Below are 25,907 nucleotides of genomic sequence, written 5' to 3'. Positions count from 1 at the left end.
CCGATGTCTGGCAGAATTATACGCATCTAACCTGCGGTTTCTCTTGTTCATGCCTGCTATTACCTACGACCTGCCCGCCCTCGCCCAATCGATCAAAGACTGGGGCCGTGAGCTGGGTTTTCAACAAGTGGGCATCAGCGGCCTGGACCTCGCCGAGCATGAGCAGCACCTGCAACGCTGGCTCGAGGCCGGCTACCACGGCGAAATGGACTACATGGGCGCCCACGGCAGCAAGCGCTCACACCCTGAAGAACTGGTGCCGGGCACCTTGCGCGTGGTGTCCCTGCGCATGGACTACCTGCCCGGCGACACCCAAATGGCCCAACTGCTGGCCAAGCCCGAAAAAGCCTACATCTCCCGCTACGCCCTGGGCCGCGACTACCACAAGCTGATCCGCAAGCGCGTGCAGCAACTGGCCGACCGCATCCAGGCACAGATCGGCCCGTTCGGCTTTCGCGCCTTTGTCGACAGCGCCCCGGTGCTGGAAAAAGCCATCGCCGAACAGGCCGGGCTCGGCTGGATCGGCAAGAACACCCTGGTGCTCAATCGCAAGGCAGGCAGCTACTTCTTCCTGAGCGAGCTGTTTGTCGACCTGCCGTTGCCGGTCGATCCACCTCACACCACCGAACACTGTGGCCGTTGCACCGCCTGCCTGGACATCTGCCCTACCAACGCCTTCGTCGGGCCTTACGTACTGGACGCCCGACGCTGCATTTCCTACCTGACCATCGAGCTGAAAAGCGCGATCCCGGAGGAGCTGCGCCCCCTGATCGGCAATCGGGTATTCGGCTGCGATGACTGTCAGATCGTTTGCCCGTGGAATCGTTTCGCCCGGCCTACCGGCGAAGGCGATTTCAAGCCACGGCACAACCTGGATAACGCAGGACTGGCCGAGCTGTTCATGTGGGACGAGGAAAAATTCCTCAGCAACACCGAAGGTTCGCCCCTGCGCCGCGCCGGCTATGAGCGCTGGCTGCGCAACCTGGCGGTGGGCCTGGGCAACGCGCCGTCAAGCATTCCGGTGCTGGAAGCATTGAAGGCGCGACGGGAATACCCGTCGGAACTGGTGCGCGAACATGTGGAGTGGGCACTGAACCAGCACGCCGAGCGTCAGTGCACGTCGTCGTTGTAGACGAACTTGGGCATTTCCCAGTGAAAGCGGATCGCCAACAGGCGCAATAGAAAGCCGCTGAACAGCGTCAACAGGATGGATTGCTCGCTGGGCAGCTCAAGGTAGAGGCACAGCATGTAGAACCAGGCGGCGAGGAACGACACGCTGGCGTACAGCTCGCGGCGGAAGATCAGCGGAATGTCGTTGCAGAAGATGTCCCGCAGAATGCCGCCGAACACTCCGGTGATCACACCGCTGACCGATGCCACCAGCATGCCATGGCCCATTTCCAGGGCTGTCATGCAGCCGATCAGGGTGAAGGCCACCAGGCCCACGGCGTCCAGCGCCAGGAACAGCGAGCGCAGATGGCGCATCAGCGGCGCGATAAAGATCGTCACCAAGGCCGCGATGGAGGTCAGCACCAGGTATTCCGGGTGTTTGACCCAGGTCAGCGGGTAGTGGCCGAGCAACACGTCACGCACCGAACCACCGCCCAGCGCCGTCACACAGGCGATCAACACCACACCGAACCAGTCCATGCCGCGCCGCCCGGCGGACAAGGCGCCGGTCATGGCTTCGGCGGTGATGGCGATGAGGTAGAGCATCAGCAGCATGATGGCGATCCTTGCAAAGAGGCGCGCAGTCTAATCATTTGGTGATGGCACCAAAAGGGGGCGAGCGCTTGAGAGCTTAAAGCTCTTGCTGATGTGGCGAGGGAGCTTGCTCCCGTTGGACGGCGCAGCAGGCCCATTTTTCAGGGCCGCTTCGCAGCCCAGCGGGAGCAAGCTCCCTCGCCACAACAGCTCCTCACTACGCCGCGAGTCAGAACTTGATGAAATGCTTGCGGTAATGCTGCAGCTCGGCAATCGACTCGCGAATATCATCCAGCGCCAGGTGAGTGCTGCCCTTGTGGAAGCTGTCTTTGACTTCCGGCGCCCAGCGCGCGGCCAGTTCCTTCAGGGTCGACACGTCCAGGTTGCGGTAGTGGAAGTAGCTTTCGAGCGCCTTCATGTGGGTATAAAGAAAGCGGCGGTCCTGGCAGATGCTGTTGCCGCAGATCGGCGACTTGCCCTTGGGCACCCACTTTTCCAGGAAGGCGATGGTCTCAGCTTCCGCCTCGGCCATGCTCACGCGGCTGTCACGCACACGCTGGGTCAGGCCCGAGTTGCCGTGGGTGCGGGTGTTCCACTCGTCCATGGTGGCCAGCACCGCGTCGCTGTGGTGGATGGCGATCACCGGACCTTCGGCCAAGGTGTTGAGATTGCTGTCGGTGACAATGGTGGCCATCTCGATGATGACGTCGGTGTCAGGGTTCAGACCGGTCATTTCCAGATCGATCCAAATCAGATTCTGTGGGTTTTGCATGTCGTGGTTCCTTGGCACCTTGGCGTAGCTGCGCAGTTTAGCAGGCAGGGCGTGCTAGACTCGCGACCGTTTTACCTAACCTTTGCATTATCGACACGGAACACCAATGGCCAAACGCCAGCTCAACCGTCGCCAAAACTGGCGCATCGAAAAGATTCAGGGTGAACGCGCTGCCCGCGCCGCCAAACGTGAATCCTCCGCCGTGGAAGCGCTTGAGGGCGGCGACCTTGGCCCCGAGCAAACCGGCCTGGTGATCGCGCACTTTGGTGTGCAGGTCGAAGTCGAGGCCACCGAAGGCGATATCGCAGGCCAGGTGTTCCGTTGCCACTTGCGCGCCAACCTGCCTGCGCTGGTGACCGGCGACCAGGTAGTGTGGCGTGCCGGCAACCAGGGCATCGGCGTGATCGTCGCCCAGTTGCCGCGCACCACCGAACTGCGCCGCCCCGACAGCCGTGGCCAGCTCAAGCCAGTGGCGGCCAACGTCGACATGATCGTCATCGTCTTCGCGCCACTGCCCGAGCCCCACGCCAACCTGATCGACCGCTACCTGGTAGCGGCCGAGCACGCCGGCATTCGCCCGCTGTTGCTGCTGAACAAGTTCGACCTGATCGACGAGCAGAATGCCCCTGCGCTCAATGCCCTGCTGGCGGTGTACCGCACCCTCGGCTACCCGGTGCTGGAAGTCTCGGCGCATCACGGCAATGGCATGGAACAGTTGCAGACCGAGTTGGACGGGCGCATCAGCGTGTTCGTCGGCCAGTCGGGCGTGGGCAAGTCGTCCCTGGTCAACAGCCTGTTGCCGGAAGTTGAAACCCGCGTGGGTCCATTGTCGGAGCTGTCCGGCCAGGGCACCCACACCACCACCACCGCGCGGTTGTTCCACTTCCCGGGCGGCGGTGAACTGATCGACTCCCCGGGGATTCGTGAATTCGGCCTGGGCCACGTCAGCCGTGCCGACGTTGAAGCGGGCTTCATCGAGTTCAACGACTTGATCGGCACCTGCCGCTTCCGCGATTGCAAACACGACCGCGAGCCGGGTTGCGCCCTGCTCAAGGCCCTGGAAGACGGCCGTGTGCAGCAGCAGCGGATGAACAGCTATCGCTCGATCATCGCCAGCTTGCCCGAGACCAGCTATTAACGTGTAGGAGCGAACTTGCTCGCGAAAAGCTTGAGGACGCCGCGTACATTCAGATGGCACGCGCCATCGTTAACGTCCTTTGCGAGCAAGCTCGCTCCTACAGGATGGGGCAGATACAAAAAGGCCGCGATCATCGCGGCCTTTTTGTATCCGGCTTACGAGCCAGTGGCTGGCTGAGTCGGATCCTTCACCCCGCCATCATCAAACAGGTTCAGCTTCTGCCGTAGCTCATGAGCCGGCAACGGCTCCTGCCCCGGTGGCAGTGCGTTCGGGTCCACCGGCACTTCGCCCGGCGCCCCCTCACCCTGGGTCGGTGCCGGCGGCGTCGCCGGCTGGTCACCTTCAATCGCACGCTGGGCCTTTTTGGTCAGCACGACGATATCGATGCGCCGGTTGATCGGGTTGAACGGATCCTTGGGATCAAACAGCTGCGAGGAAGCAAACCCCACCACCCGCGCCACTTGCGGGTCCGGATAGCTGCCGGCGACCAGTGCGCGACGCGCGGCATTGGCGCGGTTGGCCGAGAGTTCCCAGTTGCCGAAGTCGCCCTGGCCCGCATACGGTTTGGCGTCGGTGTGGCCGCTGATGCTGATCTTGTTCGGCACCGCCTTGATGGTGTCGGCCATGGCCAGCAGGATGTCTTCAAAGTACGGCTTCAACCGCGCACTGCCAGAGTCGAACATCGGCCGGTTGGCAGCGTCGGTGATCTGGATGCGCAAGCCATCCGGGGTAATCTCGAAGGAAATCTGATCCTTGAACTTCAGCAGTTGCGGGTTTTCCTCAACCTTGGTTTGCAGTTCTTGCAGTAGCAGCTCCAGGCGTTCCTGCTCGACCTGGTCAGCCATGGCCTCGACGGTATCGCGCTCGATCGGAATTTTTTCCTGGGGCGAATCGGTCTTGATTTCCGGGTTGATGGTGCGCTCGGGCGCCAGTTGCGGCGAGCCACCGAGGTCGATCACAAAAGGCGTACCGCTCTCGGAGAAACCGATGGGGTCCTTGAAGTAACCGGCAATGGCGATCTTCTGTTCCGGCGTGGCGGTGGACATCAGCCACAGCACCAGGAAGAACGCCATCATCGCCGTCGCAAAGTCGGCGAAGGCGATTTTCCAGGCGCCGCCATGGTGTCCCGCAGCGAAGCGCTTGACGCGCTTGATGATGATCGGCTGGTTGTTTTCCATGGCTTAGCGACCGCGAACCGCTTGTTCCAGCTCAGCGAAGCTTGGACGGTGCTTCGGATACAGAACCTTGCGCCCGAACTCCACTGCCAGCGATGGCGGCATGCCGGAAGCCGACGCTACCAGGCAGGCCTTGATCGCTTCGTACAAATTCACTTCTTCCTTGGCATCGTGGGCCAGGGAAGTGGCCAGCGGGCCGAAGAAACCATAGGCCGCGAGAATACCGAAGAAAGTACCCACCAGTGCCGCACCTACGTGCATGCCGATGGCCTTCTGGTCGCCTTCACCGAGGGAGGCCATGGTCACCACGATCCCGAGAACCGCGGCAACAATACCAAAGCCGGGCATGCCGTCGGCGATGCCGGTCACGGCGTGGGACGGGTGCTCCAGCTCTTCCTTGAGGCTGAACAGCTCCATGTCGAACAAGCCTTCCAGCTCATGGGGCGCCATGTTGCCGGACGACATGATGCGCAGGTAATCGCAGATGTAGGCGGTCATGCGCTCGTCTTTGAGTACCGCCGGGTACTTGGCGAAAATCGGGCTCGCCGCGGCGTCTTCAATGTCGCCTTCGATGGCCATCATGCCTTCACGGCGGCTCTTGTTGAGGATCTCGTAGATCAGCCCCAACACTTCCAGGTAGAAGGTGTGGGAGAAGCGCGAGCTGAACATGCCCAGCGACTTCTTGATCACGTGCATGGTCATGTAGCCAGGGTTGGCTTGCAGGAATGCGCCGAACGCCGCACCGCCGATAATCAGCACTTCGAAGGGCTGGATCAGCGCCGCAATCTTGCCGTGGGAAAGGACGTATCCGCCGAGCACGCTCGCGATGACGACGATGATGCCGATAATTTTAGCCATAGGGGATGAGTACTTGCGCCGTCGGGTTCAGGGTCATATTCGCAAGAGTTGAAAACTCTTGTTCTACTTATCGGCAAATCTGCGCCAGACTATAGCGCGTTAAGGCGAAAAAACAGTTCGGCCCGTCCCGGGCGTGTTGACCGCAAGTGATGATCGCGCCCCAATCATGGCAAACGAAACGACAGTCCCAACTCAAAAACCCAATTCGCTGGCCGCCTGGATAAAGCGCCTGGACGCCGTGCTATTGCCTGTTCCGCAGGCGAGCCACGACCGCGTGTGCAAGGCCATCGGCGACAACCGCAGTTCGTTGCGGGATATTGCAGAGCTGATGCAGAACAGCCCGGCGCTGGTGCTCAGCGTGATGCGCGAGGCCAACAACCAGGCCCACGGCAGCCTCGCAGAGCCGGCGGAAAATCTTGAAGTGGCGATCAATCGCCTCGGCCTCAAACGCACCGAGGAACTGCTGGCTCGCCTGCCTTCGGTGCCACTTGGTGAAATCCCCTTGGCCCTGCGCCAGTTGCAGATGATCAGCCAGCACGCTTCGCAACAAGCCAGCGGCCTGTTTGCCAGCCGCCTGGCGCGCTTGTGGCAAGACATTCACTGGGGCAGCCTGCTGTTCCTTTCGCCGCTGTGGCCGATGGCGATTGCCTATCCCAAGCTGCTGGAAGAGTGGGAACTGCGGGTGATCCACAAAGGCGAATCGGCACGCACCGTCGAGCAGGAAGTGTTCGGCGTGCGCCTGCTGGACCTGTGCCTGGGATTGACCGAGGCCTGGCGCCTGCCGATCTGGGTGTCCCAGGGTTATACGTTGCTGCTCACGGAGCAACGCCTGCTGGTCAAGGCGCTGCACATTGCCCGTGAAGACGAGCCCTTGCGCCAACAGCAGTTGCTGGATGCCGACCCCAACCTGCGCCGCTGGCTGAACCAGCCGGCCAATACCGTGTTGCTCGCCAACGGCCTGGCGCTGGCGGCGCAGGAGTCGTGGACCTGCCCGCACACCCAGCGGTGGCAATACCTGACTGCGCTTTACCTGCAACAACCGTTGGCCGAGGTGCAACAACAGTCTCACCAACACGCGGCGATCAGTGCCCGCACGACCCTGATGCGCGATCTGTGGCACCCGGCGCTGTCGTTGATCTGGCCATGGGACGTACAACGCGTTCACCACGGTTTGCTGCCGGCACCGCCGCCCACTGCCGAAGCCTTGGCGATCTGGCGCAAGCGCTGTACCGAATTGCTGGTAGAGCCAAACCGCTTTGCCAACGCCATGCACCTGACCACCTGCGCCAAGGAAGCCCTCGTGGCCTGTGGCATGCAGCGGGTGATGCTGCTGATGGCAGACAAAACCCTGAGCACCCTGCGGGTGCATCAAGTCGACGGCCTGCCGAAGGACGCCGACCACATGAGCCTCGACGTGGCGCAAAGCACCCTGCTGCAACGCCTGCTGGCCAAGTCCGCCCAGGTGCGCCTCAACCCCGACAACCACGCCCAGTTCTCGGCATTGCTGCCGCCGGAACTGCGCCGCCTGTTCAAGGGCGAGCACCTGCTGCTGCGCTCCCTGAGTTGCAACGGCCGGGTGGTGATGCTGATGGTGGCCGACCAGGGCGGCGGGCCGCTCTCGGAAACCACCGTGCAGGCTTTCGGCAAAACCGCCCAATGCATCGAAAAAGCCCTGCACAGCTTTACCAACCGCAGCGCCTGATGCTTGCGCTACAATCGCCCTCCTTTAGCGCCCAACTTTTATGCCCAGGAGACCTCACATGCCTGACTTCTCTGGCTTGCCGCTGGTCATCGAGGCCAGTGACCTGCTCGGTCGCCTCGATGCCGAACATCTGATTCTGGTGGACCTCACCAGCGCCGCGCGTTACGCCGAAGGGCATATCCCCGGCGCACGTTTCGTCGACCCCAAGCGCACCCAACTGGGACAGGCACCGGCGCCGGGCCTGCTACCGAACAAAGCCGATCTTGAAAAGCTGTTCGGCGAACTGGGCCATACCCCGGATGCCACCTACGTGGTGTACGACGACGAAGGCGGTGGCTGGGCCGGCCGATTCATCTGGATGCTCGATGTGATCGGCCACAAGAAATACCACTACCTCGACGGCGGCCTGCTGGCGTGGCTGGAAGAACAACACCTCGTATCCACTGAGGTCCCGGCCAGCGCCGGCGGCCCGGTCAGCCTGACACTGCATGAAGAACCCACCGCTACCCGCGAGTACCTGCAAAGCCGCCTCGGCGCTGCCGACCTCGGCATCTGGGACGCCCGCGGCCCGCTGGAATACTCCGGGGAGAAAGTCCTCGCGGCCAAAGGGGGTCACATCCCGGGCGCGGTGAACTTCGAATGGACCGCCGGCATGGACAAGGCACGCCAACTGCGCATTCGCCGCGACATGCCGCAGATCCTCGAAGACCTCGGGCTGACCAAGGGCAAAGAAATCATCACCCACTGCCAGACTCACCACCGTTCTGGCTTCACCTACCTGGTGGCCAAGGCGCTCGGTTATCCGCGAGTCAAAGGTTATGCCGGTTCCTGGGGCGAATGGGGCAACCACCCCGACACCCCCGTCGAGATTTAAGGTTTAAGGACAGTTAATGAAAAAGCAGTTGTTCATCCTCAGCCAGTACTTGCTGCCCCACCACCTGCTGTCGCGGCTGGCCGGCTGCATTGCCGAATGCCGCGTGCGCTGGTTCAAGAATGCGTTCACCGCGTGGTTCGCCAAGCGTTATCAAGTGGACATGTCCCAGGCCCTGGTTGAAGACCTGACGGCTTACGAGCACTTCAACGCCTTCTTCACCCGCGCGCTGAAAGACGGTGCCCGGCCACTGGACCAAACCCCTGGCGCCGTATTGAGCCCGGCCGATGGCGCCGTCAGCCAGTTGGGCCCGATTGAGCACGGCCGGGTGTTCCAGGCCAAGGGCCACAGCTTCAGCGTACTGGAATTGCTCGGCGGTGATTCGGCGGTGGCTGCGCCGTTCATGGGCGGCGATTTCGCCACCATCTACCTGTCGCCAAAGGACTACCACCGGGTGCACATGCCACTGGCCGGCACCCTGCGGGAAATGGTCTACATCCCGGGCCGCATCTTCTCGGTGAACCAGACCACCGCCGAAAACGTGCCGGAGCTGTTTGCACGTAACGAGCGTGTTGCCTGCATTTTCGACACCGAACGCGGCCCGATGGCCGTGGTACTGGTGGGCGCGATGATCGTGGCGTCGATCGAGACCGTATGGGCTGGCCTGGTAACGCCGCCGAAGCGCGAGCTGAAAACCTTCCGCTACGACGAAGCCGCCCGTGGCCCGATCCACCTGGAAAAAGGTGCGGAACTGGGACGCTTCAAGCTGGGTTCGACAGCCATCGTGCTGTTTGGGCCGGACCAGGTGAAATGGTCGGAAGAACTGCTGGCGGGCACGCCGGTGCAGATGGGCCAGGGCATCGCACTGCCGAAAGCCTGACTACGACCTCTGTAGGAGCTGGCTTGCCGGCGATGCGATCTTGAGGACGCCATCGCCGGCAAGCCGGCTCCTACAAAGTGTGTGTGTACTAGAGCTGACCGTCACGGTCGCGGAAGCCCAACAGGTACAACACCCCATCCAGCCCCAGGGTCGAAATCGCCTGCTTGGCCGATTGCTTGACCAGCGGCTTGGCGCGGAACGCCACACCCAACCCGGCAATCGCCAGCATTGGCAAGTCATTCGCCCCGTCGCCGACCGCAATGGTCTGCTCCAGACGCAACCCTTCCTTGTGTGCCAATTCCCGCAGCAGATCCGCTTTACGCTGAGCGTCGACAATCGGCTCTACCGCCACGCCTGTCACCTTGCCGTCCACCACTTCCAGCTCGTTGGCGAACACATAGTCGATGCCCAGCTTGGCCTGCAATTGCTTGGCGAAGTAGGTGAAGCCGCCCGACAGGATCGCCGTCTTGTAGCCCAGGCGCTTGAGTTCGGCGAACAGGGTCTCGGCGCCTTCGGTCAGGCGCAGGGAGGCGCCGATGGAGTCCAGCACGCTCACATCCAGGCCTTTGAGCAAGGCCAGGCGCTCCTTGAAGCTGGCACGGAAATCCAGCTCGCCGGCCATGGCCCGCTCGGTGATTTCCGAAACTTGCTCACCCACACCGGCAGCCTTGGCCAATTCGTCGATGACTTCGGCCTCGATCAGCGTCGAGTCCATGTCGAACACCGCCAGGCGGCGATTGCGACGGAACAGCGAATCCTCCTGGAAGGCGATATCGACATTCAGCTCCTGGGCAACGCTCAGGAATTCAGCACGTAAAGCCTGTGGGTCCGCCGGTTCGCCGCGCACGGAGAACTCGATGCAGCCCTTGCCTTTGTCCGCCGGGGTGTCCAGCGGCATACGACCCGACAGACGGTCAATATGGTCGATATTCAAACCGTACTGGGCGGTAATCGAACTGACACGCTGCAATTGTTCCGCCGTCACCTTGCGGGTCAACAGCGTCACGATATGGCGTTTCTTGCCCTGGCCGGCGACCCAGCTCTGGTAGTCCTCTTCGGACACCGGGGTAAAACGCACCTGCTGATCCAGCTTATACGCCGTAAACAGGATGTCCTTGAGCACGGACGACGCCTGCTCGGTGCTTGGGATTTCCACCAGGATGCCGAACGACAGCGTGTCGTGAATCACCGCCTGGCCGATGTCGAGAATGTTCACACCACCCTGGGCCAGAACACCGGTTATGGCGGCGGTGAGACCCGGACGGTCCTCACCGGTGATGTTAATCAGGACAATTTCGCGCAAAGCGCACCCCCGAGCTGGAAAAAAACCGCATTCTACCCACTTTCAGTGACCATCGGGCACAGCCAGCGCTTTGCCGGTCTTGGGCCTGTCGCTATACTGCGCGTCAACTTCACGGACTAAAGAGCCGAGCTTAAGTGAACCGGCCCACGCCAGTAAAAACCGATAACTTCTTCCTGCTGATCTTCCGGGCACTGCGCCACCGCCGTGTACCGATCGCATTACGCATCGCCAGCCATAACGTGATCCTGGTCGCCCTGGCCCTGGTCATCTACGCCTGCGTGATGGGTTTGCAGTTCAAACAGGCCATGCACGAGCAAGCCGACGCCCTGGGCGAGAGCCTGACCACCCAGACCGCCACCTCGGCGACTGAGTTGTTGGTGTCCAATGACATCCTCAGCCTCAACGTGCTGCTCAACAACCTGACCAAGAACCCGCTGGTGGCCCACGCCGCTATTTATAGCGTGGACAACCGGATCATGGCCGAAGCCGGGCAGCGCCCGAAAAACGGCCTGCTGGGTGAAGCCGAAGGCCTGTACCAGAGCAATATCACGTTTCAGGACGTGAAGGCCGGCCAACTGCGCATCAGCCTGGACATGCAACAGTTCCAGCAGCCGATGACCATCAGCCTGCAAAGCATGGGCATCCTGAGCGCGATCCTGCTGGCACTGTCCCTGGCCTTGAGCCTGCGGCTGGGTCGGCATATCTCCACGCCCCTGATGCAACTGCGCATCTGGCTGCGGGATATCGACGAACATACCCCGGCCACCGACCGCCAGGACGAAATCGGCGACCTCGCCCGCCAATTGCACACCAGCTTCGCGCCGGAGCCTGTGGTGCCGGAGGTTGAACCCGAGCCCGAGTTCGACGATACCGATTACGAAGACGACGAACCCGAGTTTGAAGTACGCAACCTGCGCGACCCGAGCTTCGACGAGTCAGCACCGGTGGCGGGCCTCAAGCCGGCTGCCCGTCATGTGATAAAGGCAGAAGAAGACGAACTGGACGAAGAAGACCCGTTCGCCGACCTTCGCGACAACTCAGCGCCAACCACCGCCGTTGCGCCGCAACCGGCTCCGGTGCGAAATACCCAGCCCCAGCACAGCGCCGTATTGGCTGTGCAACTGGGCGCGCAGGATCAACTGCGCCGCCTGCCACGGGCACGCCTGACCGAGTTGCTGGAACGTTATCGTGATTGCCTCGACCAGGCTGCCTCGCTGTATCAGAGCGAGCTGCACACCCTGAACGACGGCAGCACGCTGATGCTGTTCCACAGCGAAGACAGCGGTGAAGATTACCTGACCAACGCCATCTGCTGCGGTGAACTGCTGCGGGCCCTCGGCCATGCGCTGCAGATCGAAGTGGCTGACAGCGGCATCACCCTGCAGCTGCAATTGGGCCTGACGGTGGGCGACGACCTGTATGGCATGAGCCAGATTGATCTGCTGCTGACCGAGATCGCCCAGGACGCCCTGGCCTTGTCGCAACACAGCCGCAACCTGCTGCTGGTGGAGCGCAAGATCAGTGACGACGTACTGATCCGCCAGCGTGCGCGCATCCGCCCGATTGCCAGCCCTGAAGGTGCGTGCTGTGTGGAGCGGTTGATGGAGCCTTACCCGTCGATGCTTGAGCGCCAACTGGCGCGGATGCATGAGACGCGGGCAAAGAACTAACCTTGAGCCAATAAAAAGCCCGCCAATGATCACTCATTGGCGGGCTTTTTTATGGCTCTCTGTAGGAGCGAGCTTGCTCGCGAAGATCGTCAACGATTACGCAGGCTTACTGAGAAAACGTGTCGCTCTTGTGTTTTTCGCGAGCAAGCTCGCTCCTGCAGTGGGCCTTTTCGTGGGTGTGTCAGGTCAGAACCTGAACACTTCCATGTCGGTACGAATCGGCACGGCCATCGGCATCTTCGGCTTCTCCGGAGCTGCCGGCTTGGCCTGCGCCGGCGCCTGTTTGCGTGGAGCCTCTGCAACCGCCGGCTGATTGGCCAATGGCTTGAGGGCCACGGACAACTGCTGTGCCAGGTTCTGCAACAGGACGCCCTGGGCCTGAACCTGGGACGCCGTGGTGCCGGAGTGTTCTTCCTGCAAATGCACGATGCGGTTATCCCGCACCTGGCCGCGACGGTCGATCAACCGCCACTGTGCATCCAGGATCGCCGGCTGGGACACGCCCGAGTCCAGCCGCGTGATGGTCAGCAAAACCTGCACGTCCGGGGTGAAACCCGTCGGTGCCGGCGCCAATACCACCCGCTGGCTGTCCAGATGGCCAGCCACCTGGCGCAACATCAACTGATTGATGTCGGACGACAGGCTACCGGCCCAGCGACCATCGGTGGAACCTTGCAGGCTGCCGTCGTTCTGACGTTGCAGCAGGGTTTCGCGTTGCAGGTAGTCGGCCACTACCACCGGGCCGAGCAATACGGCCATGCCGGCACTTTGTGCAGGCTGAGCCGGACTTCCACTGTCCAGCTGATACAGCGACACAGGTTGATGTGTGCTGCAACCCGCCAGGCCCAAAAGACCAGCGAGCAACAAAATTAAAGGAAGGCGCGGAGCAGTCATCATCCCATCCAGGTGGCTGCCACAAGGCGAACCACAATGTAATACTCAAAAATAACCTGTACGCGCTCAGCCACGCCGGCGCTGGAAAGGCCATATCATCCGTGAATATGCGCCGTGACTCCAGCGCGAAAGCGTCGATCTACGGGTTAAATCGTAGATCGGGCGCTCTATATCGCGTTAAACGGGCGTTTCCACCAGTAATGCGTCCACTCGCTGGAAGCCGCGCGGCAGTTTGTTGCCGCGACGACCCCGCTCACCCTTGTAGTGCTCGAGGTCGTCAGGGCGCAGCGACAACGTGCGCTTGCCGGCCTGCAGCACCAGGGTCGAGCCTTCCGGGATCACTGCGATGTCGGTCACGTACTCTTCGCGACTGGCCACCCGCTCCCCGGGAATACCAATAATCTTGTTGCCCTTGCCTTTGCCCAACTGCGGCAAGTCACTGATCTTGAACACCAACAGGCGACCTTCAGTGGTCACCGATGCAAGCCAATTGCCTTCACGGTCTTCCACCGTACGCGGCAGGATCACCTTGGCGTTGTTCGGCAGGCTCAGCAACGCCTTGCCCGCCTTGTTCTTGGCCTGCAGGTCTTCACCCTTGACCACGAAGCCGTAGCCGGCATCGGAGGCGATGACATACAGCGAATCATCGTCCGGCAGCAGCACGCATTCAAAATTCGCTCCCGGCGGCGGTGTCAGGCGCCCGGTCAACGGCTCGCCCTGCCCCCGTGCTGACGGCAAGGTGTGCGCCGGTACCGAATAGCTGCGACCGGTGGAGTCGATAAATACCGCAAACTGGTTGGAGCGCCCGGCCGCGGAGGTTTTGAAACCATCGCCGGCCTTGTACGACAAGCCAGTGGCGTCAATATCATGCCCTTTGGCTGAGCGAACCCAACCCTTTTCCGACAGAACGACGGTAATTTTCTCGTTGGGCAGCAGCTCGGTTTCGGTCAGGGCCTTGGCTTCGGCGCGCTCGACGATCGGCGAGCGGCGGTCGTCGCCATAGGTTTCGGCGTCCTTGATCAGCTCGGTGCGTACCAGCTTCTTCAGCTTGGCCTCGCTGCCCAGCAGGGCCTGGAGCTTGGCTTGCTCCTTGAGCAGCGCGTCCTGTTCGTCACGCAGCTTCATTTCTTCCAGGCGTGCCAACTGACGCAGACGGGTGTCGAGGATGTAGTCGGCCTGGATTTCGCTGAGCTCGAAGCGCGCGATCAGCTCGGCCTTCGGGTGCTCGGCGGTCCGGATGATATGGATCACTTCATCCAGGTTGAGGTAGGCAATCAGCAAGCCGTCCAACAGGTGCAGGCGGCGCTCGACCTTGTCCAGGCGGAATTGCAGGCGACGACGCACGGTCTGTACCCGGAACTCCAGCCATTCCACCAGCAATGCCCGCAGGTTCTTCAACTGCGGCTTGCCGTCCAGGCCAATGATATTGATGTTCACCCGATAGCTGGATTCCAGCTCGGTACTGGCGAACAAGTGCTGCATCAGCACTTCATGGTCGACCCGGCTGTTGGTCGGGATGATCACGATGCGGCATGGGTTTTCGTGGTCGGACTCGTCACGCAGGTCGGCAACCTGAGGCAACTTCGACGGCTTGGCCTGCATCAGCGCGGCAATCTGCTCCAGCACCTTGGCGCCGGACACCTGATGCGGCAGCGCGGTGACAATGATGTCGCCGTCTTCGATGTGGTACACGGCGCGCATGCGCACCGAGCCTTTACCGGTCTGGTAGATTTTCAGCAGGTCGGCGCGAGGCGTGATGATTTCCGCTTCGGTCGGGTAATCCGGGCCCTGGATATGCTCGCAGAGCTGCTCCACGGTCGCCTTCGGCTCGTCCAGCAAGCGCACGCACGCGGTGGCCACTTCCCGCAGGTTGTGAGGCGGTACGTCAGTGGCCATGCCCACGGCGATGCCGGTGGTGCCATTGAGCAGGATGTTCGGCAAACGTGCAGGCAACACCAGCGGTTCGTCGAGGGTGCCGTCGAAGTTCGGGCCCCAGTTGGCCGTACCCTGGCCGAGTTCGCTGAGCAGCACTTCCGAATACCGCGACAGGCGTGCTTCGGTGTAACGCATGGCCGCGAAGGACTTGGGATCATCCGGCGCACCCCAGTTACCCTGGCCGTCCACCAGCGTGTAGCGGTAGCTGAACGGCTGGGCCATCAGCACCATGGCTTCGTAGCACGCCGAGTCGCCGTGGGGGTGGAACTTGCCGAGCACGTCACCGACGGTACGCGCCGACTTCTTGTGCTTGGAGTCAGCGTCCAGGCCCAACTCACTCATCGCATAGATAATGCGCCGCTGTACGGGCTTCAGGCCGTCGCCGATATGCGGCAAGGCACGGTCCATGATCACGTACATGGAGTAGTTGAGGTAGGCATTTTCGGTGAAGTCAGCCAGCGACCGGCGTTCAACGCCGTCTAAGCTGTCTGCAAGGATGTCACTCATGCGGGCCTCATCATTGTTTGGTCTGGCGCAGCAGCAAGGTGCCGCTGCGCTGGGTAAATTCAAGTTGTTTCAATGCACTCATGCCCAGCAATACCTGGTCATCGCCCAGCCCCGGCACCACCAGGGCACGCACGTCCTGCAGGACGATATCGCCCAGTTGCAGGCGGCCCAGCTCGGTCCGAAAACCTTGGGTTCGCCCGTTGGCAGTGCTCACGCCAACCGGCATGCCGCGCTTAAGCCCGAGACGGTCGGCCAATTCGGCCGGAACCGCCACGTCGGTGGCTCCGGTGTCGAGCATGAACTCCACCGGCCGGCCGTTGATCTGGCCAGTAGCCACAAAATGCCCTTGGCCGTTGCCCATCAGTTTTACTTCGACATAACCCTCGTGCTGCTCCGAGGTCACCACGGCATTGGGATTTTCCTGATGCTTTTCCCACTGCCCGAAAAACCGTGTTGCCAAAAACAATCCGGCGCCCCACGCCACGAACATCAACACACGTCCGGCGCGCTTGCCGGGCGCCTGCGCACTCATGGCTTGGCGCTCCAGCCACCCGCAGGGGCGGCGAAACGATAGACCACCGGCCGCTTTTCGCCATCGGCGCGTGCGCCGAAGTTGTTATCCAGGCCAATCCAGGCACCCTCGCTGTCCACCACCAACGCTTCGGCCAGGCCGTAGGGCTGATTGTATTGGCGTTGCGGCGCCAGCATTTCATCGGCGTAGGACCAGCATTGCTCGACCTTCGCCGTCACGGTGTCACGACGGCACAACTGGAACTGGCTGCTTTCGAGGGTAAACAGCTTGCCCTCGAACAGCGCAACGTCAGAGAAATTCCGCGAAACTGCCTTGGCCTTGGGCATCTGTGCCGGCTGCATCTCGGTGCCCGCCTCGCTCAACAATACGCAAGGGCCGTCACAATCCCAGAGGGTTTGCGGGCGCTTGATGGAAATCAACCCACGCCGCTCACGCTCGGCGGCCAACCAGATCTGATTGCCCTCGGGGTTCACCGCCAGGCCTTCAAACAACGCATTGAAGTGCAGCAACAAGCCACTGGCCCGCGCTTCACGAACCATGCCCGGGGCGATCTTCAGCCACTCAGGCTCACCGGCCACCGGCACCTGCAGCACCGCCGCGTGGGCTTCACTGACGATGTAGCGGTTACCCGCGGCATCGCAGCTGATGCCTTCAAAATCCAGGTCACCACCCCGAATCAACGAAGCTGCCTTGGTGCGCGAACGCAAACCAAAGGGCAACCCGGACTCCGGCACCGGCGGCACATTGATCTTCACCGTTTCGGCCTGCCAGGTATCGGCACTGATATCCAGCCGGTAGATCTGGTCGTCGTCGCGGTCGGACACCGTCCACAAGTCTTTACCGCACAAGGCCAGGCCCGACAGGTTACCGCCGCGCATGCCTTCCACAGGGTGTTCCGACAACAACTTCAGCTCAGCCGCAGGCGCCGCGACCACCGAGGTGGCCGCCAACCCGCTCAACAACAGAATCGCCAGGGCGAAACCGCTGCGCATCAGCCCAGAACCTCGGCCAGGTTACCCTTGGACTCCAGCCAGTTCTTGCGATCCGGGGCGCGTTTCTTCGCCAGCAACATGTCCATCATTTCCGACGTGGCGGCGAAATCTTCCAGGGTCAATTGCACCAGGCGCCGGGTGTTCGGGTCCATGGTGGTTTCCCGCAGTTGCGGCGGGTTCATCTCACCCAGACCTTTGAATCGGGTGACCTGAGGCTTGCCGCGTTTCTTCTCGGCCACCAGGCGGTCGAGAATGCCATCGCGCTCGGCTTCGTCCAGGGCGTAGAAAATCTCTTTGCCCAAGTCAATGCGGTACAGCGGCGGCATGGCGACGTAGACGTGACCGGCATCCACCAACGGGCGGAAGTGCTGGACGAACAGCGCGCAAAGCAAGGTCGCGATGTGCAAGCCGTCGGAGTCGGCGTCGGCGAGGATGCAGATCTTGCCGTAACGCAGCTGGCTCATGTCCGCCGCGCCCGGGTCGACACCGATGGCCACGGCGATGTTGTGCACTTCCTGGCTGGCCAGCACTTCGCTGCCGTCGACTTCCCAGGTGTTGAGGATCTTGCCGCGCAGCGGCAGGATCGCCTGGAATTCCTTGTCCCGCGCTTGCTTGGCGGAACCGCCGGCGGAATCACCTTCCACCAGGAACAGTTCGGAACGCATCGGGTCTTGCCCGGCGCAGTCCGCCAGCTTGCCCGGGAGTGCCGGGCCCTGGGTGATGCGCTTGCGCTCGACTTTCTTACTGGCCTTCAGGCGGCGGCCGGCGTTGTTGATTGCCAGCTCCGCCAGGGCCAGGCCCAACTCAGGGTGTTCGTTGAGCCACAGGCTGAACGCGTCCTTGACCACACCGGAAACAAACGCGGCGGCCTCGCGGGACGACAGGCGTTCCTTGGTCTGGCCGGAGAATTGCGGCTCCTGCATTTTCATCGACAGGACGAACGCGATCCGCTCCCAGACGTCTTCCGGCGCCAGCTTCACACCACGCGGCAGCAGGCTGCGGTATTCGCAGAATTCGCGCATGGCGTCCAGCAGGCCCTGGCGCAACCCGTTGACGTGGGTGCCGCCCTGGGCGGTCGGGATCAGGTTGACGTAGCTTTCCTGAACGCTGTCGCCGCCTTCCGGCAGCCACAGCAAGGCCCAATCCACGGCTTCTTTATTACCGGCCAGGCTGCCGCAGAACGGCTCGTTGGGCAGGCGTTCGAAGTCGCTGACGGAGTCTTCCAGGTAGGAGCGCAGGCCGTCTTCGTAGTGCCACTCGACCTTTTCGCCGGTGCCTTTGTCTTCAAAGCTGACCAGCAGGCCCGGGCACAAAACGGCCTTGGCCTTGAGCACGTGCTTGAGGCGGCTGATGGAAAATTTGGGTGAGTCGAAGTATTTCGGGTCCGGCGCGAAGTACACGCTGGTGCCGGTGTTGCGCTTGCCGACGGTGCCGATCACTTCCAGGTCGGTGGCTTTGTAGCCATCGGCGAAGGTCATCTGGTACTCGTTGCCGTCGCGCTTGACCTTGACCCGCACGTGGTTCGACAAGGCGTTGACCACGGAAATACCCACACCGTGCAAGCCACCGGAGAACTGGTAGTTCTTGTTGGAGAACTTGCCACCGGCGTGCAGCTTGGTAAGGATCAGCTCGACGCCCGACACACCCTCTTCCGGGTGAATGTCCACCGGCATGCCGCGACCATCGTCGGACACTTCCAGGGAATGGTCGGCGTGAAGGATGACTTGTACCGACTTGGCGTGCCCGGCCAAGGCTTCGTCGACGCTGTTGTCGATGACTTCCTGGGCAAGGTGGTTCGGCCGACTGGTGTCGGTGTACATGCCGGGGCGTTTGCGCACCGGGTCGAGGCCCGAGAGGACTTCGATGGCGTCGGCGTTATAAGAGCTAGCGCTGGGAGTGGCCATGGGGTCTCGTCGTGAGTCGTTCGATTAAAAAGTAACCTGCGGTTTCACAATGCGGTGAAATCGAAGGATTGGTACTGATCTGCGCCAATGCCGGCAAAACTCAACAGCGCCGGTAACTGTTGCGCGAAGCCCTGGTAACCATGATCGCCACCGGCCTGGATGCGCAAGGCACAGGCCCGGTAATACTGCTGGGCGAGCCGATAATCCAGTGTTTCATCGCCGGTCTGCAACCACACCTGATAACGCTGGCCGTCCTGGGGCGCCGGCACTTCCAGCTCGGCCAGGGCCGCGACATGGTCGTGGGTCAATTCCCAGGTCTCATCGGTGTAGAGGTTCTTCTGGGTGCCCAGGTAACCGTCGAACATCCGATGAGGGCTGACCGCCGGGTTGACCAGCAAGGCGTTGAGGCCATGGCGTTCGGCAAGATGGGTTGCATAGTAGCCGCCGAGTGAGCTGCCTACCAGCAGTGGCCTTCCGAGGTCACGGATAGCCGCCTCCAACTGGGGGATCGCCTGGCGGGGGTGGTGATGCAGGGCCGGCACGCGCAGTTGGTCGGCCAGACCGAGGCTGTCCATCACGGTGATCAGTTGGCTGGCCTTGTTGGAGGCCGGCGCGCTGTTGAAACCGTGGATATACAAGATCGATGCGGACATTCCGGGTCCTCTGTGGGTCAGCCAAAGAGGCGCAGTTTACAGGGAAATTTCAGTAGCCGTTGCTACCGTAATCCACCTGGAAAGCAAAGCCTTCGACCCTTTCGACGCCGGTCTCCAACCGTCCGTCGGCATGCAGGCGCAGCCAGCGGTAACCGGGCGCCTGCTCGCTCACCTTGAAGTCCTCGCTGCCCGGAGCGAACTGGATGCAGGTAGACGGCGACGCCAGCAGGCGCACGCCGTTGCGTTCGCGGTCGATTTCCTGATGCACATGGCCCCAGAGCACCGCGCGCACCTGCGGGAACCGATCCAGCACCGCAAACAACGCCTCGGGGTTGCGCAGGCCGATGGGTTCCATCCAGGCGCAACCGATGGACACCGGATGATGGTGGAAACACACCAGATGATGACGAGTCGGCGCTTCGCTCAACGATTGCGCCAGCAATTGCAGTTGCTGGTCCTGCAAGTAACCCGGCACCGAGCCCGGCACCGCCGAGTCCAGCAAGGTAACGCGCCAGTTACCCACGTCCACCACCGGCTCCAGCAAGGCACTGTTGATTGCCGCTTGCTGCATCACCTGCGGTTCATCGTGGTTCCCCGGAATCCAGCGCGCCGGCGCCTCGATCTGCCGGCTCATGTCGCGAAACGCCTGATAGGACGCAAGCGTGCCGTCCTGGGACAAATCCCCGGTGGCCAGCACCAGGTCAATCTGCGGCTGCTGCGCCAGCACCGTTTCGATGACCCGCTGCAGGCTGTCGCGGGTATTCATGCCCAGCAGCCCGCCGTCCGCCTCGGCAAACAGGTGGCTGTCGGACAACTGCACCAGCAACGCCGAAGCGTCAGGATTCAAGGCGGATACGCTCGGCAAGGCGTTCTCCCAGGGCGTGATCACAGGAATGGACATTTGAGGCGATTATGCTGGGGCAGGACACAAAGAGGAAACCCGTGAAGCGGACACAGTTCACATCTATCGAACGACTTCGAACTCGTGGCCCAGGGCCAGGCAGTGGCTCAACCATTCGCCGAGGAACACATTGAGCTGTGCTTTCTCATCGGGCTGGTGCATGAACACGTTGGGGTAAGGATAGATGCTGCGAAAGCGTCGTGCATGTTCGGCGCTGATCACTTCGGCCATGCGCGCGTCGTGGTACACCTGCACTTCCAGCTGCGGCACCGGCAGCCACGGCAGGCTGTGTTCCTGGCGCACCCGCAGGGTGGTGGTGTACGGGCAGTTCACGATCACTTCCAGGGTCAGCACGCCGAGCATCTGGTCCCCGTGGGTGACGGCGATGCGCCGCGCCTCGGGGGTGTGGCGCATGTCTGGCAGCAGCCGCATCAGCCGTGCATAGTTGGCCTCGCAGGCTGCTTGCAGCCCGATCAGGTCAACCCGATATCGCTCCCGTGCCTTTACTGCCATAACCCCCTCACTTCCGCGCGATTAAGCGCAAGCCATTGCAGGGCAATAATGCTCGCTGCGTTGGAAATTTTACCGTCACGTACCGCTTGCAGGGCGTCTTCAAAGGCCCAGACGCTGACGCGGATATCTTCGGCTTCCTCTTCCAGTCCATGGACGCCACCGGCCCCGGCGCTTTCGCAACGCCCCAGGAACAAGTGGACAAATTCGGTGCTGCCACCCGGCGACGGAAAGTACTTGGTGATCGGCCAGAGTGCGGAGAATGTAAGGCCAGCTTCCTCTTCGGCTTCGCGGTGTGCAACCTCCTCGGGTTGCTCATCTTTATCGATCAGGCCGGCGACCATTTCGATCAGCCACGGGTTGTCGGTACGGCCCATGGCGCCTACGCGAAACTGCTCGATCAGCACCACTTCATCGCGCTGCGGGTCGTAGGGCAGCACGCACACGGCGTCATGCCGAACAAAGACTTCGCGATTGAGCTCACGGCTCATGCCGCCATCAAACTTCTCGTGCCGCAATTGCACCCGATCCAGTTTGTAGAAGCCCGTGTAGGCATTGTCGCGCTGAACAATTTCGATCTTGCTCGGCGTCGATTTCGCTGTGTCCGTCATATCAACCCTCGTTTATTGCCTTGCGGTGTCGAGGCGGCCTCGACATCGCGCCATCCTAACGCGCTCGCGCCCCTTGATGCAGCCCCTTTCCGGTTGCCGGGATAGACGGCGGGCGTCAAACTCACTCTAATCAGCTTAGTGGCGAACTGACTGCCCTGTCGGGAGTCGAAGCTCCACATTTTCACCTTTCCTCGATTTATGAAGGACACACATGTCGCTTTTAAAAATCGCCTCCGTGGCCTGTATCGCCTTGACCCTGGGTGCTTGCCAGAGCCTGTTCCAACCGAGCTATCTCAAGCCGCTGGACACCACCGCCGACGCCTCGGAGCAGATCAAGCCCGGCTGCAGCAGCCCGGATTGCCCGCTGGTCAATATCGATACCGTGCACTTCCCGTCCGAGCCGCAATTGGACCAGATCGTCGAAAAGCGTCTGTTGCAGATGGCCCGCACCTCGCCAGGCCAGGCTATGCCCGCCACGCTGAGCGCCTACCGCGACCAGTTCCTGCGTGAGTCGCCTGACCGCAACAGCATGTACTTGCAGGCCAAGGTACGTGAGCAGCATGACGGACTGGTGATCGTCGAAGTCTCCAGCTACCTGGACACCGGCACCGCCCACGGCGAGCCGGGCCGCGGCTTCATCAACTATTCACGCGTGCTGCATAAAGAGCTGAGCCTGACCGACATGCTGCTGCCGGGCCAGGAGGATGCGTTCTGGAAGACCGCAAAAGTCGCCCACAACAACTGGCTGATCAACTCGCAGATGGACCGCGACCCGGAGTTCGTGAAGAACTGGCCGTTCCAGAAAACCCCGAATGTGGCGCTGACCAGCAATGGCGTGGTGCTCAAGTACAACGTCACCACCATCGCCCCGTACGCATTGGGGCTGATCGAAATGACCATCCCCTATGCGCGCCTGACCGGCGTGATCAAGCCTGAGCTGGTGCCCGCACGCCACTGAAGGCCCGGCCCAGGATGAAGTGCAACAGCCCTGCCAGCACCAGCGCCGGCAGGGTCGCACCGACGTCCGGGTACAGATTCGCCAGCAGGTGATAGGTGCTGATCCCGCCGAGCCAGGCCAACAGTGCCGGCCAGCGCAGCTTGGCGGCAACCCCATGGCCACGGCGGCGCAGGATGAAGTGATCCACCAGCACCACGCCGAACAGCGGCGCGAACACCGAGCCGATCAGCAACAGGAAGTTCTGGTACTGCGCCAACGGTGCGAAGCAGGCAATCAGCGTGCAGATAACGCCGATGGCCAACGCCAGGTGCTCGACCTTCAAGCGCAACAGAATCCCGCTGGACACGGCCGCCGAGTGAATATCGGCGAAGGCGTTTTCTGATTCATCCAGCAGGATCAGCAACAGAGGAATCCCCAGGCCAGCCCCGGCCAATGCCAACAGCAATGCGTTCACTTCACCGCTCGGCGCAAACGCCAGGGTGTAGGCCACGCCCAGGCTCATCAGCCAGAAGTTACCGATAAAGAAGCCCAGCGCAGTGCCGCCGAACACGCTTTGGGCGCGTTTGCCGAAGCGAGAGTAGTCGGCAATCAGCGGCAGCCAGGACAACGGCATGGCGATGGCGATATCAAAACCCACCGCAAATGGCATCGAACCGTCACCGGCCTGGGCCCAGAGTGCGGCCAGGTCGGCCTTGGCAAACAGGTTCCAGGTCAGCCACAGGCAGGCGGCCAGCAACAGCCAGATTCCCCACTTGCGCAGGATCTGCCGCACAAAGGTCAGCGGGCCGCTGACGGCGAGCAAGGTCGCGAGGGCGCCGAATACCAGGGTCCAGAACAGCGGGCTGGCCAGCAGGCTGCCTTCGCTGAACGCACGGGCGCCCAACAGGCTGGCGGCGTCGCGCATCACGATGATTTCGAACGAGCCCCAGCCGATCAGCTGCAGCAGGTTCAACAGCGCCGGCACACTGGCGCCCTGGGTGCCGAGGCTGAGTTTCAGGGCAGCCATGGAAGACAGGCCGGTGTCGCTGCCGATCACGCCGACGGCGGCCAGCAACAGCACGCCCACCAGGGTGCCGAGGAAGATCGCCAGCAAGGAGCCGGAGAGGCCCAGGCCCGGCGCCAACAGCGCGCCGGTTTGCAGGACCATCAGGCCGATGCCCAGGGAGAACCACAGGGAAAAGAGATCGCGGGCGCCGAAGACGCGTTTGTCGCTGGGCACCGCGATGTCTGGGGAATAGGTGCTGGGTTGAATGCTCAAGGGTGTTATCTCAGAGGGACACTATTATTTGAATCAGGAACGCCCCCTGTGGCGAGGGAGCTTGCTCCCGCTGGGCGGCGAAGCCGCCCCAAAACCTGCAACTGATGAGTGTCAGTTAAAACACCGATCCAGACTCTGGGAGCGCTGCGCACTCCAGCGGGAGCAAGCTCCCTCGCCACAGGTTCTGATTCAGACCTTTTTGTACAGCTGGCTGCCTTCCTGCTTGAACCGCTCCGCCTGCTCCGCCAGTCCCTTGGCCACGTCCACATCCACCGCTTCAATGCGCTGGTTGGCCGCGTACTCACGTACCTCCTGGGTGATTTTCATCGAGCAGAATTTGGGCCCGCACATCGAACAGAAATGCGCGACCTTGGCCGAATCCTTCGGCAGGGTTTCATCGTGGTACGAACGCGCCGTGTCCGGGTCCAGGCCCAGGTTGAACTGGTCTTCCCAGCGGAATTCGAAGCGCGCCTTGCTCAACGCGTTGTCGCGAATCTGTGCTCCCGGATGCCCCTTGGCCAAGTCCGCCGCATGCGCCGCGATCTTGTAGGTGATGATCCCGGTCTTCACGTCATCCTTGTTCGGCAGGCCCAAGTGCTCCTTCGGCGTGACGTAGCAGAGCATCGCGCAACCGAACCAGCCGATCATTGCCGCGCCAATACCGGAAGTAATGTGGTCGTAGCCCGGCGCAATGTCAGTGGTCAGCGGGCCGAGGGTATAGAACGGCGCCTCGTCACAGCACTCCAGCTGCTTGTCCATGTTCTCCTTGATCAACTGCATCGGCACGTGGCCCGGGCCTTCGATCATGGTCTGCACGTCGTGCTTCCAGGCGATTTTGGTCAGTTCGCCGAGGGTTTCCAGCTCACCGAATTGCGCAGCATCGTTGGCGTCGGCAATCGAACCCGGGCGCAGGCCATCTCCCAGGGAGAAGCTGACGTCGTAGGCCTTCATGATCTCGCAGATTTCGTCGAAATGGGTGTAGGTGAAGTTCTCTTTGTGGTGCGCCAGGCACCACTTGGCCATGATCGAACCGCCACGGGACACGATGCCGGTGACACGCTTGGCGGTCAGCGGCACATAGCGCAGCAGCACGCCGGCGTGGATGGTGAAGTAGTCGACGCCCTGCTCGGCCTGTTCGATCAGGGTGTCGCGGAACAGCTCCCAAGTCAGGTCTTCAGCGGCGCCGCCGACTTTTTCCAGGGCCTGGTAGATCGGCACGGTACCGATCGGCACCGGCGAGTTGCGGATGATCCACTCGCGGGTTTCGTGGATGTGCTTGCCGGTGGACAGGTCCATCACCGTGTCCGAACCCCAGCGAATGCCCCACGTGAGTTTCGCCACTTCTTCTTCGATGGACGAACCCAGGGCGCTGTTGCCGATGTTGCCGTTGATCTTCACCAGGAAGTTACGGCCGATGATCATCGGTTCCAGTTCAGTGTGGTTGATGTTGGCCGGGATGATCGCGCGGCCGCGGGCGATTTCTTCGCGCACGAATTCCGGAGTGATGATTTTCGGCACGCTGGCGCCGAAGCTGTGGCCGGCATGCTGCTGGTCCAGCAGGCCGGCGGCACGGGCCTCTTCCAGCTTCATGTTTTCGCGGATGGCGACGTATTCCATCTCGGCGGTGATGATGCCTTTACGGGCGTAGTGCATTTGGGTGACGTTGGCCCCGGCCTTCGCACGGCGCGGGTTTTTCACGTGGGCGAAACGCAGCGCGGTCAGCTCGGCATCGCTCAGGCGTTGTTGGCCGAAGTGCGAGCTCAAGCCCGACAGGCGCTCGGTGTCGCCACGGGATTCGATCCATGGCGAGCGCACATCGCCCAGGCCTTTGCGCACGTCGATGATCACATTCGGGTCGGTGTACGGGCCGGAGGTGTCGTAGACCACCACGGGCGCGTTGATTTCGCCGCCGAAGTCGGTGGGGGTCACGTCGAGGCTGACTTCACGCATCGGCACACGAATGTCCGGGCGGGTGCCTTGCACATAGATTTTCTGCGAGCGGGTAAACGGCTGCACAGAACCGGAGTCGACCTTGGCCGATTCACTTAAATGCACGGTGTTTTTTAGTTTTGTAGTCATCACGGGCTCTCCAACTATCCAGGCGGTGGATTTTTGTCGGAGCGAACCTGTGACGGATGGACGCACTGAAACCAGTGCTGTGCTTGGCGCACAAGAGCTG

Annotated in this window: 23 protein-coding genes; 7 read left to right on the top strand and 16 right to left on the bottom strand. The window is 61.8% G+C overall.

Annotated features, from left to right (window positions below):
* Positions 1-49: 49 nt before the first annotated feature.
* The gene (queG, locus tag V3W39_RS07345) at positions 50-1,132 is read left to right on the top strand and encodes a tRNA epoxyqueuosine(34) reductase QueG (RefSeq protein WP_330212433.1); all 1,083 of its coding nucleotides are present in this window, start codon (positions 50-52) and stop codon (positions 1,130-1,132) included.
* On the opposite strand, the gene V3W39_RS07340 is transcribed toward queG, so the two are convergent.
* Positions 1,111-1,728, bottom strand: a complete 618-nt coding sequence (locus V3W39_RS07340) for a trimeric intracellular cation channel family protein (RefSeq protein ID WP_176159752.1) — start codon at positions 1,726-1,728, stop codon at positions 1,111-1,113. The genes queG and V3W39_RS07340 overlap by 22 nt on opposite strands.
* A gap of 205 nt (positions 1,729-1,933) precedes the next feature.
* A complete protein-coding gene (gene orn, locus V3W39_RS07335; RefSeq protein WP_003217529.1) occupies positions 1,934-2,476 on the bottom strand; it encodes an oligoribonuclease in 543 nt (180 codons plus the stop codon).
* A 106-nt stretch (positions 2,477-2,582) separates the two neighbouring features.
* On the opposite strand from orn, the gene rsgA reads away from it, so the two are divergent.
* Positions 2,583-3,614: a small ribosomal subunit biogenesis GTPase RsgA gene (gene rsgA, locus V3W39_RS07330; RefSeq protein WP_177041275.1), complete on the top strand. Its 1,032-nt coding sequence runs from the start codon at positions 2,583-2,585 to the stop codon at positions 3,612-3,614.
* A 155-nt stretch (positions 3,615-3,769) separates the two neighbouring features.
* On the opposite strand, the gene motB is transcribed toward rsgA, so the two are convergent.
* Both motB and motA read right to left on the bottom strand, forming a co-directional pair.
* Positions 3,770-4,792, bottom strand: a complete 1,023-nt coding sequence (gene motB, locus V3W39_RS07320) for a flagellar motor protein MotB (RefSeq protein ID WP_177076148.1) — start codon at positions 4,790-4,792, stop codon at positions 3,770-3,772.
* Positions 4,793-4,795: 3 nt separating this feature from the next.
* Complete coding sequence (gene motA / locus V3W39_RS07315; protein WP_003217532.1) at positions 4,796-5,647, bottom strand: flagellar motor stator protein MotA; 852 nt, start codon at positions 5,645-5,647, stop codon at positions 4,796-4,798.
* A 166-nt stretch (positions 5,648-5,813) separates the two neighbouring features.
* Between motA and V3W39_RS07310 the strand changes: the two genes are divergently transcribed.
* The 3 genes from V3W39_RS07310 to asd are packed head-to-tail and all read left to right on the top strand — an operon-like array spanning position 5,814 to position 9,100.
* Complete coding sequence (locus V3W39_RS07310) at positions 5,814-7,349, top strand: HDOD domain-containing protein (protein WP_177041271.1); 1,536 nt, start codon at positions 5,814-5,816, stop codon at positions 7,347-7,349.
* 58 nt (positions 7,350-7,407) lie between these two features.
* Entirely contained in the window at positions 7,408-8,223 is an 816-nt protein-coding gene (locus V3W39_RS07305; RefSeq protein ID WP_177114213.1) for a rhodanese-like domain-containing protein, read from the top strand.
* Positions 8,224-8,239: 16 nt separating this feature from the next.
* On the top strand, positions 8,240-9,100 hold the full coding sequence (gene asd, locus V3W39_RS07300) for an archaetidylserine decarboxylase (RefSeq protein ID WP_177076142.1): 861 nt from the start codon (positions 8,240-8,242) through the stop codon (positions 9,098-9,100).
* 88 nt (positions 9,101-9,188) lie between these two features.
* Here asd and serB read toward each other — a convergent pair whose 3' ends face one another.
* On the bottom strand, positions 9,189-10,403 hold the full coding sequence (gene serB / locus V3W39_RS07295) for a phosphoserine phosphatase SerB (RefSeq protein WP_003217536.1): 1,215 nt from the start codon (positions 10,401-10,403) through the stop codon (positions 9,189-9,191).
* Positions 10,404-10,537: 134 nt separating this feature from the next.
* On the opposite strand from serB, the gene V3W39_RS07290 reads away from it, so the two are divergent.
* Complete coding sequence (locus V3W39_RS07290; protein WP_177076140.1) at positions 10,538-12,073, top strand: AhpA/YtjB family protein; 1,536 nt, start codon at positions 10,538-10,540, stop codon at positions 12,071-12,073.
* A gap of 186 nt (positions 12,074-12,259) precedes the next feature.
* On the opposite strand, the gene V3W39_RS07285 is transcribed toward V3W39_RS07290, so the two are convergent.
* From V3W39_RS07285 to V3W39_RS07245, 9 genes are all read right to left on the bottom strand, one after another.
* Entirely contained in the window at positions 12,260-12,967 is a 708-nt protein-coding gene (locus tag V3W39_RS07285; protein ID WP_177041260.1) for a PqiC family protein, read from the bottom strand.
* Between the two features lie 177 nt (positions 12,968-13,144).
* The gene (gene parC, locus V3W39_RS07280; RefSeq protein ID WP_169386512.1) at positions 13,145-15,409 is read right to left on the bottom strand and encodes a DNA topoisomerase IV subunit A; all 2,265 of its coding nucleotides are present in this window, start codon (positions 15,407-15,409) and stop codon (positions 13,145-13,147) included.
* Between the two features lie 10 nt (positions 15,410-15,419).
* Positions 15,420-15,941 (bottom strand): retropepsin-like aspartic protease family protein, encoded by a 522-nt coding sequence (locus V3W39_RS07275; RefSeq protein WP_177076138.1) that lies wholly within the window; start codon positions 15,939-15,941, stop codon positions 15,420-15,422.
* A complete protein-coding gene (locus V3W39_RS07270) occupies positions 15,938-16,933 on the bottom strand; it encodes an esterase-like activity of phytase family protein (RefSeq protein WP_330212432.1) in 996 nt (331 codons plus the stop codon). The genes V3W39_RS07275 and V3W39_RS07270 overlap by 4 nt, the downstream gene beginning before the upstream one ends.
* A complete protein-coding gene (gene parE / locus V3W39_RS07265) occupies positions 16,933-18,837 on the bottom strand; it encodes a DNA topoisomerase IV subunit B (RefSeq protein ID WP_177041254.1) in 1,905 nt (634 codons plus the stop codon). The genes V3W39_RS07270 and parE overlap by 1 nt, the downstream gene beginning before the upstream one ends.
* 44 nt (positions 18,838-18,881) lie before the next feature.
* A complete protein-coding gene (locus V3W39_RS07260) occupies positions 18,882-19,490 on the bottom strand; it encodes a YqiA/YcfP family alpha/beta fold hydrolase (protein WP_177076136.1) in 609 nt (202 codons plus the stop codon).
* A gap of 49 nt (positions 19,491-19,539) precedes the next feature.
* Positions 19,540-20,355, bottom strand: coding sequence for a 3',5'-cyclic-AMP phosphodiesterase (gene cpdA, locus V3W39_RS07255; protein ID WP_177041526.1), 816 nt, complete (start codon positions 20,353-20,355; stop codon positions 19,540-19,542).
* Between the two features lie 99 nt (positions 20,356-20,454).
* Positions 20,455-20,904 (bottom strand): DUF1249 domain-containing protein, encoded by a 450-nt coding sequence (locus V3W39_RS07250; protein WP_003209507.1) that lies wholly within the window; start codon positions 20,902-20,904, stop codon positions 20,455-20,457.
* Positions 20,895-21,512, bottom strand: a complete 618-nt coding sequence (locus tag V3W39_RS07245) for an NUDIX domain-containing protein (RefSeq protein WP_177120447.1) — start codon at positions 21,510-21,512, stop codon at positions 20,895-20,897. Before V3W39_RS07245 ends, V3W39_RS07250 begins: the two co-directional genes overlap by 10 nt.
* A 211-nt stretch (positions 21,513-21,723) precedes the next feature.
* Between V3W39_RS07245 and V3W39_RS07240 the strand changes: the two genes are divergently transcribed.
* Entirely contained in the window at positions 21,724-22,470 is a 747-nt protein-coding gene (locus tag V3W39_RS07240; RefSeq protein WP_177041247.1) for an RsiV family protein, read from the top strand.
* On the opposite strand, the gene cytX is transcribed toward V3W39_RS07240, so the two are convergent.
* Together cytX and thiC are read right to left on the bottom strand one after the other, a co-directional pair.
* Positions 22,439-23,728, bottom strand: coding sequence for a putative hydroxymethylpyrimidine transporter CytX (cytX, locus tag V3W39_RS07235; protein ID WP_330212431.1), 1,290 nt, complete (start codon positions 23,726-23,728; stop codon positions 22,439-22,441). The two genes, V3W39_RS07240 and cytX, sit on opposite strands and share 32 nt — an antisense overlap.
* Before the next feature lie 189 nt (positions 23,729-23,917).
* Positions 23,918-25,807, bottom strand: a complete 1,890-nt coding sequence (gene thiC / locus V3W39_RS07230) for a phosphomethylpyrimidine synthase ThiC (RefSeq protein ID WP_177041244.1) — start codon at positions 25,805-25,807, stop codon at positions 23,918-23,920.
* Positions 25,808-25,907 lie beyond the last annotated feature (100 nt).

Origin of the sequence: Pseudomonas sp. Z18(2022) (assembly GCF_036346535.1) — a bacterium.
In the GTDB taxonomy this organism is placed as follows: Bacteria; Pseudomonadota; Gammaproteobacteria; order Pseudomonadales; family Pseudomonadaceae; genus Aquipseudomonas; species Aquipseudomonas yamanorum_A.
The sequence above is the reverse complement of the archived record's forward strand: the minus strand, read 5'-3'. Positions and strand labels throughout refer to the sequence as shown.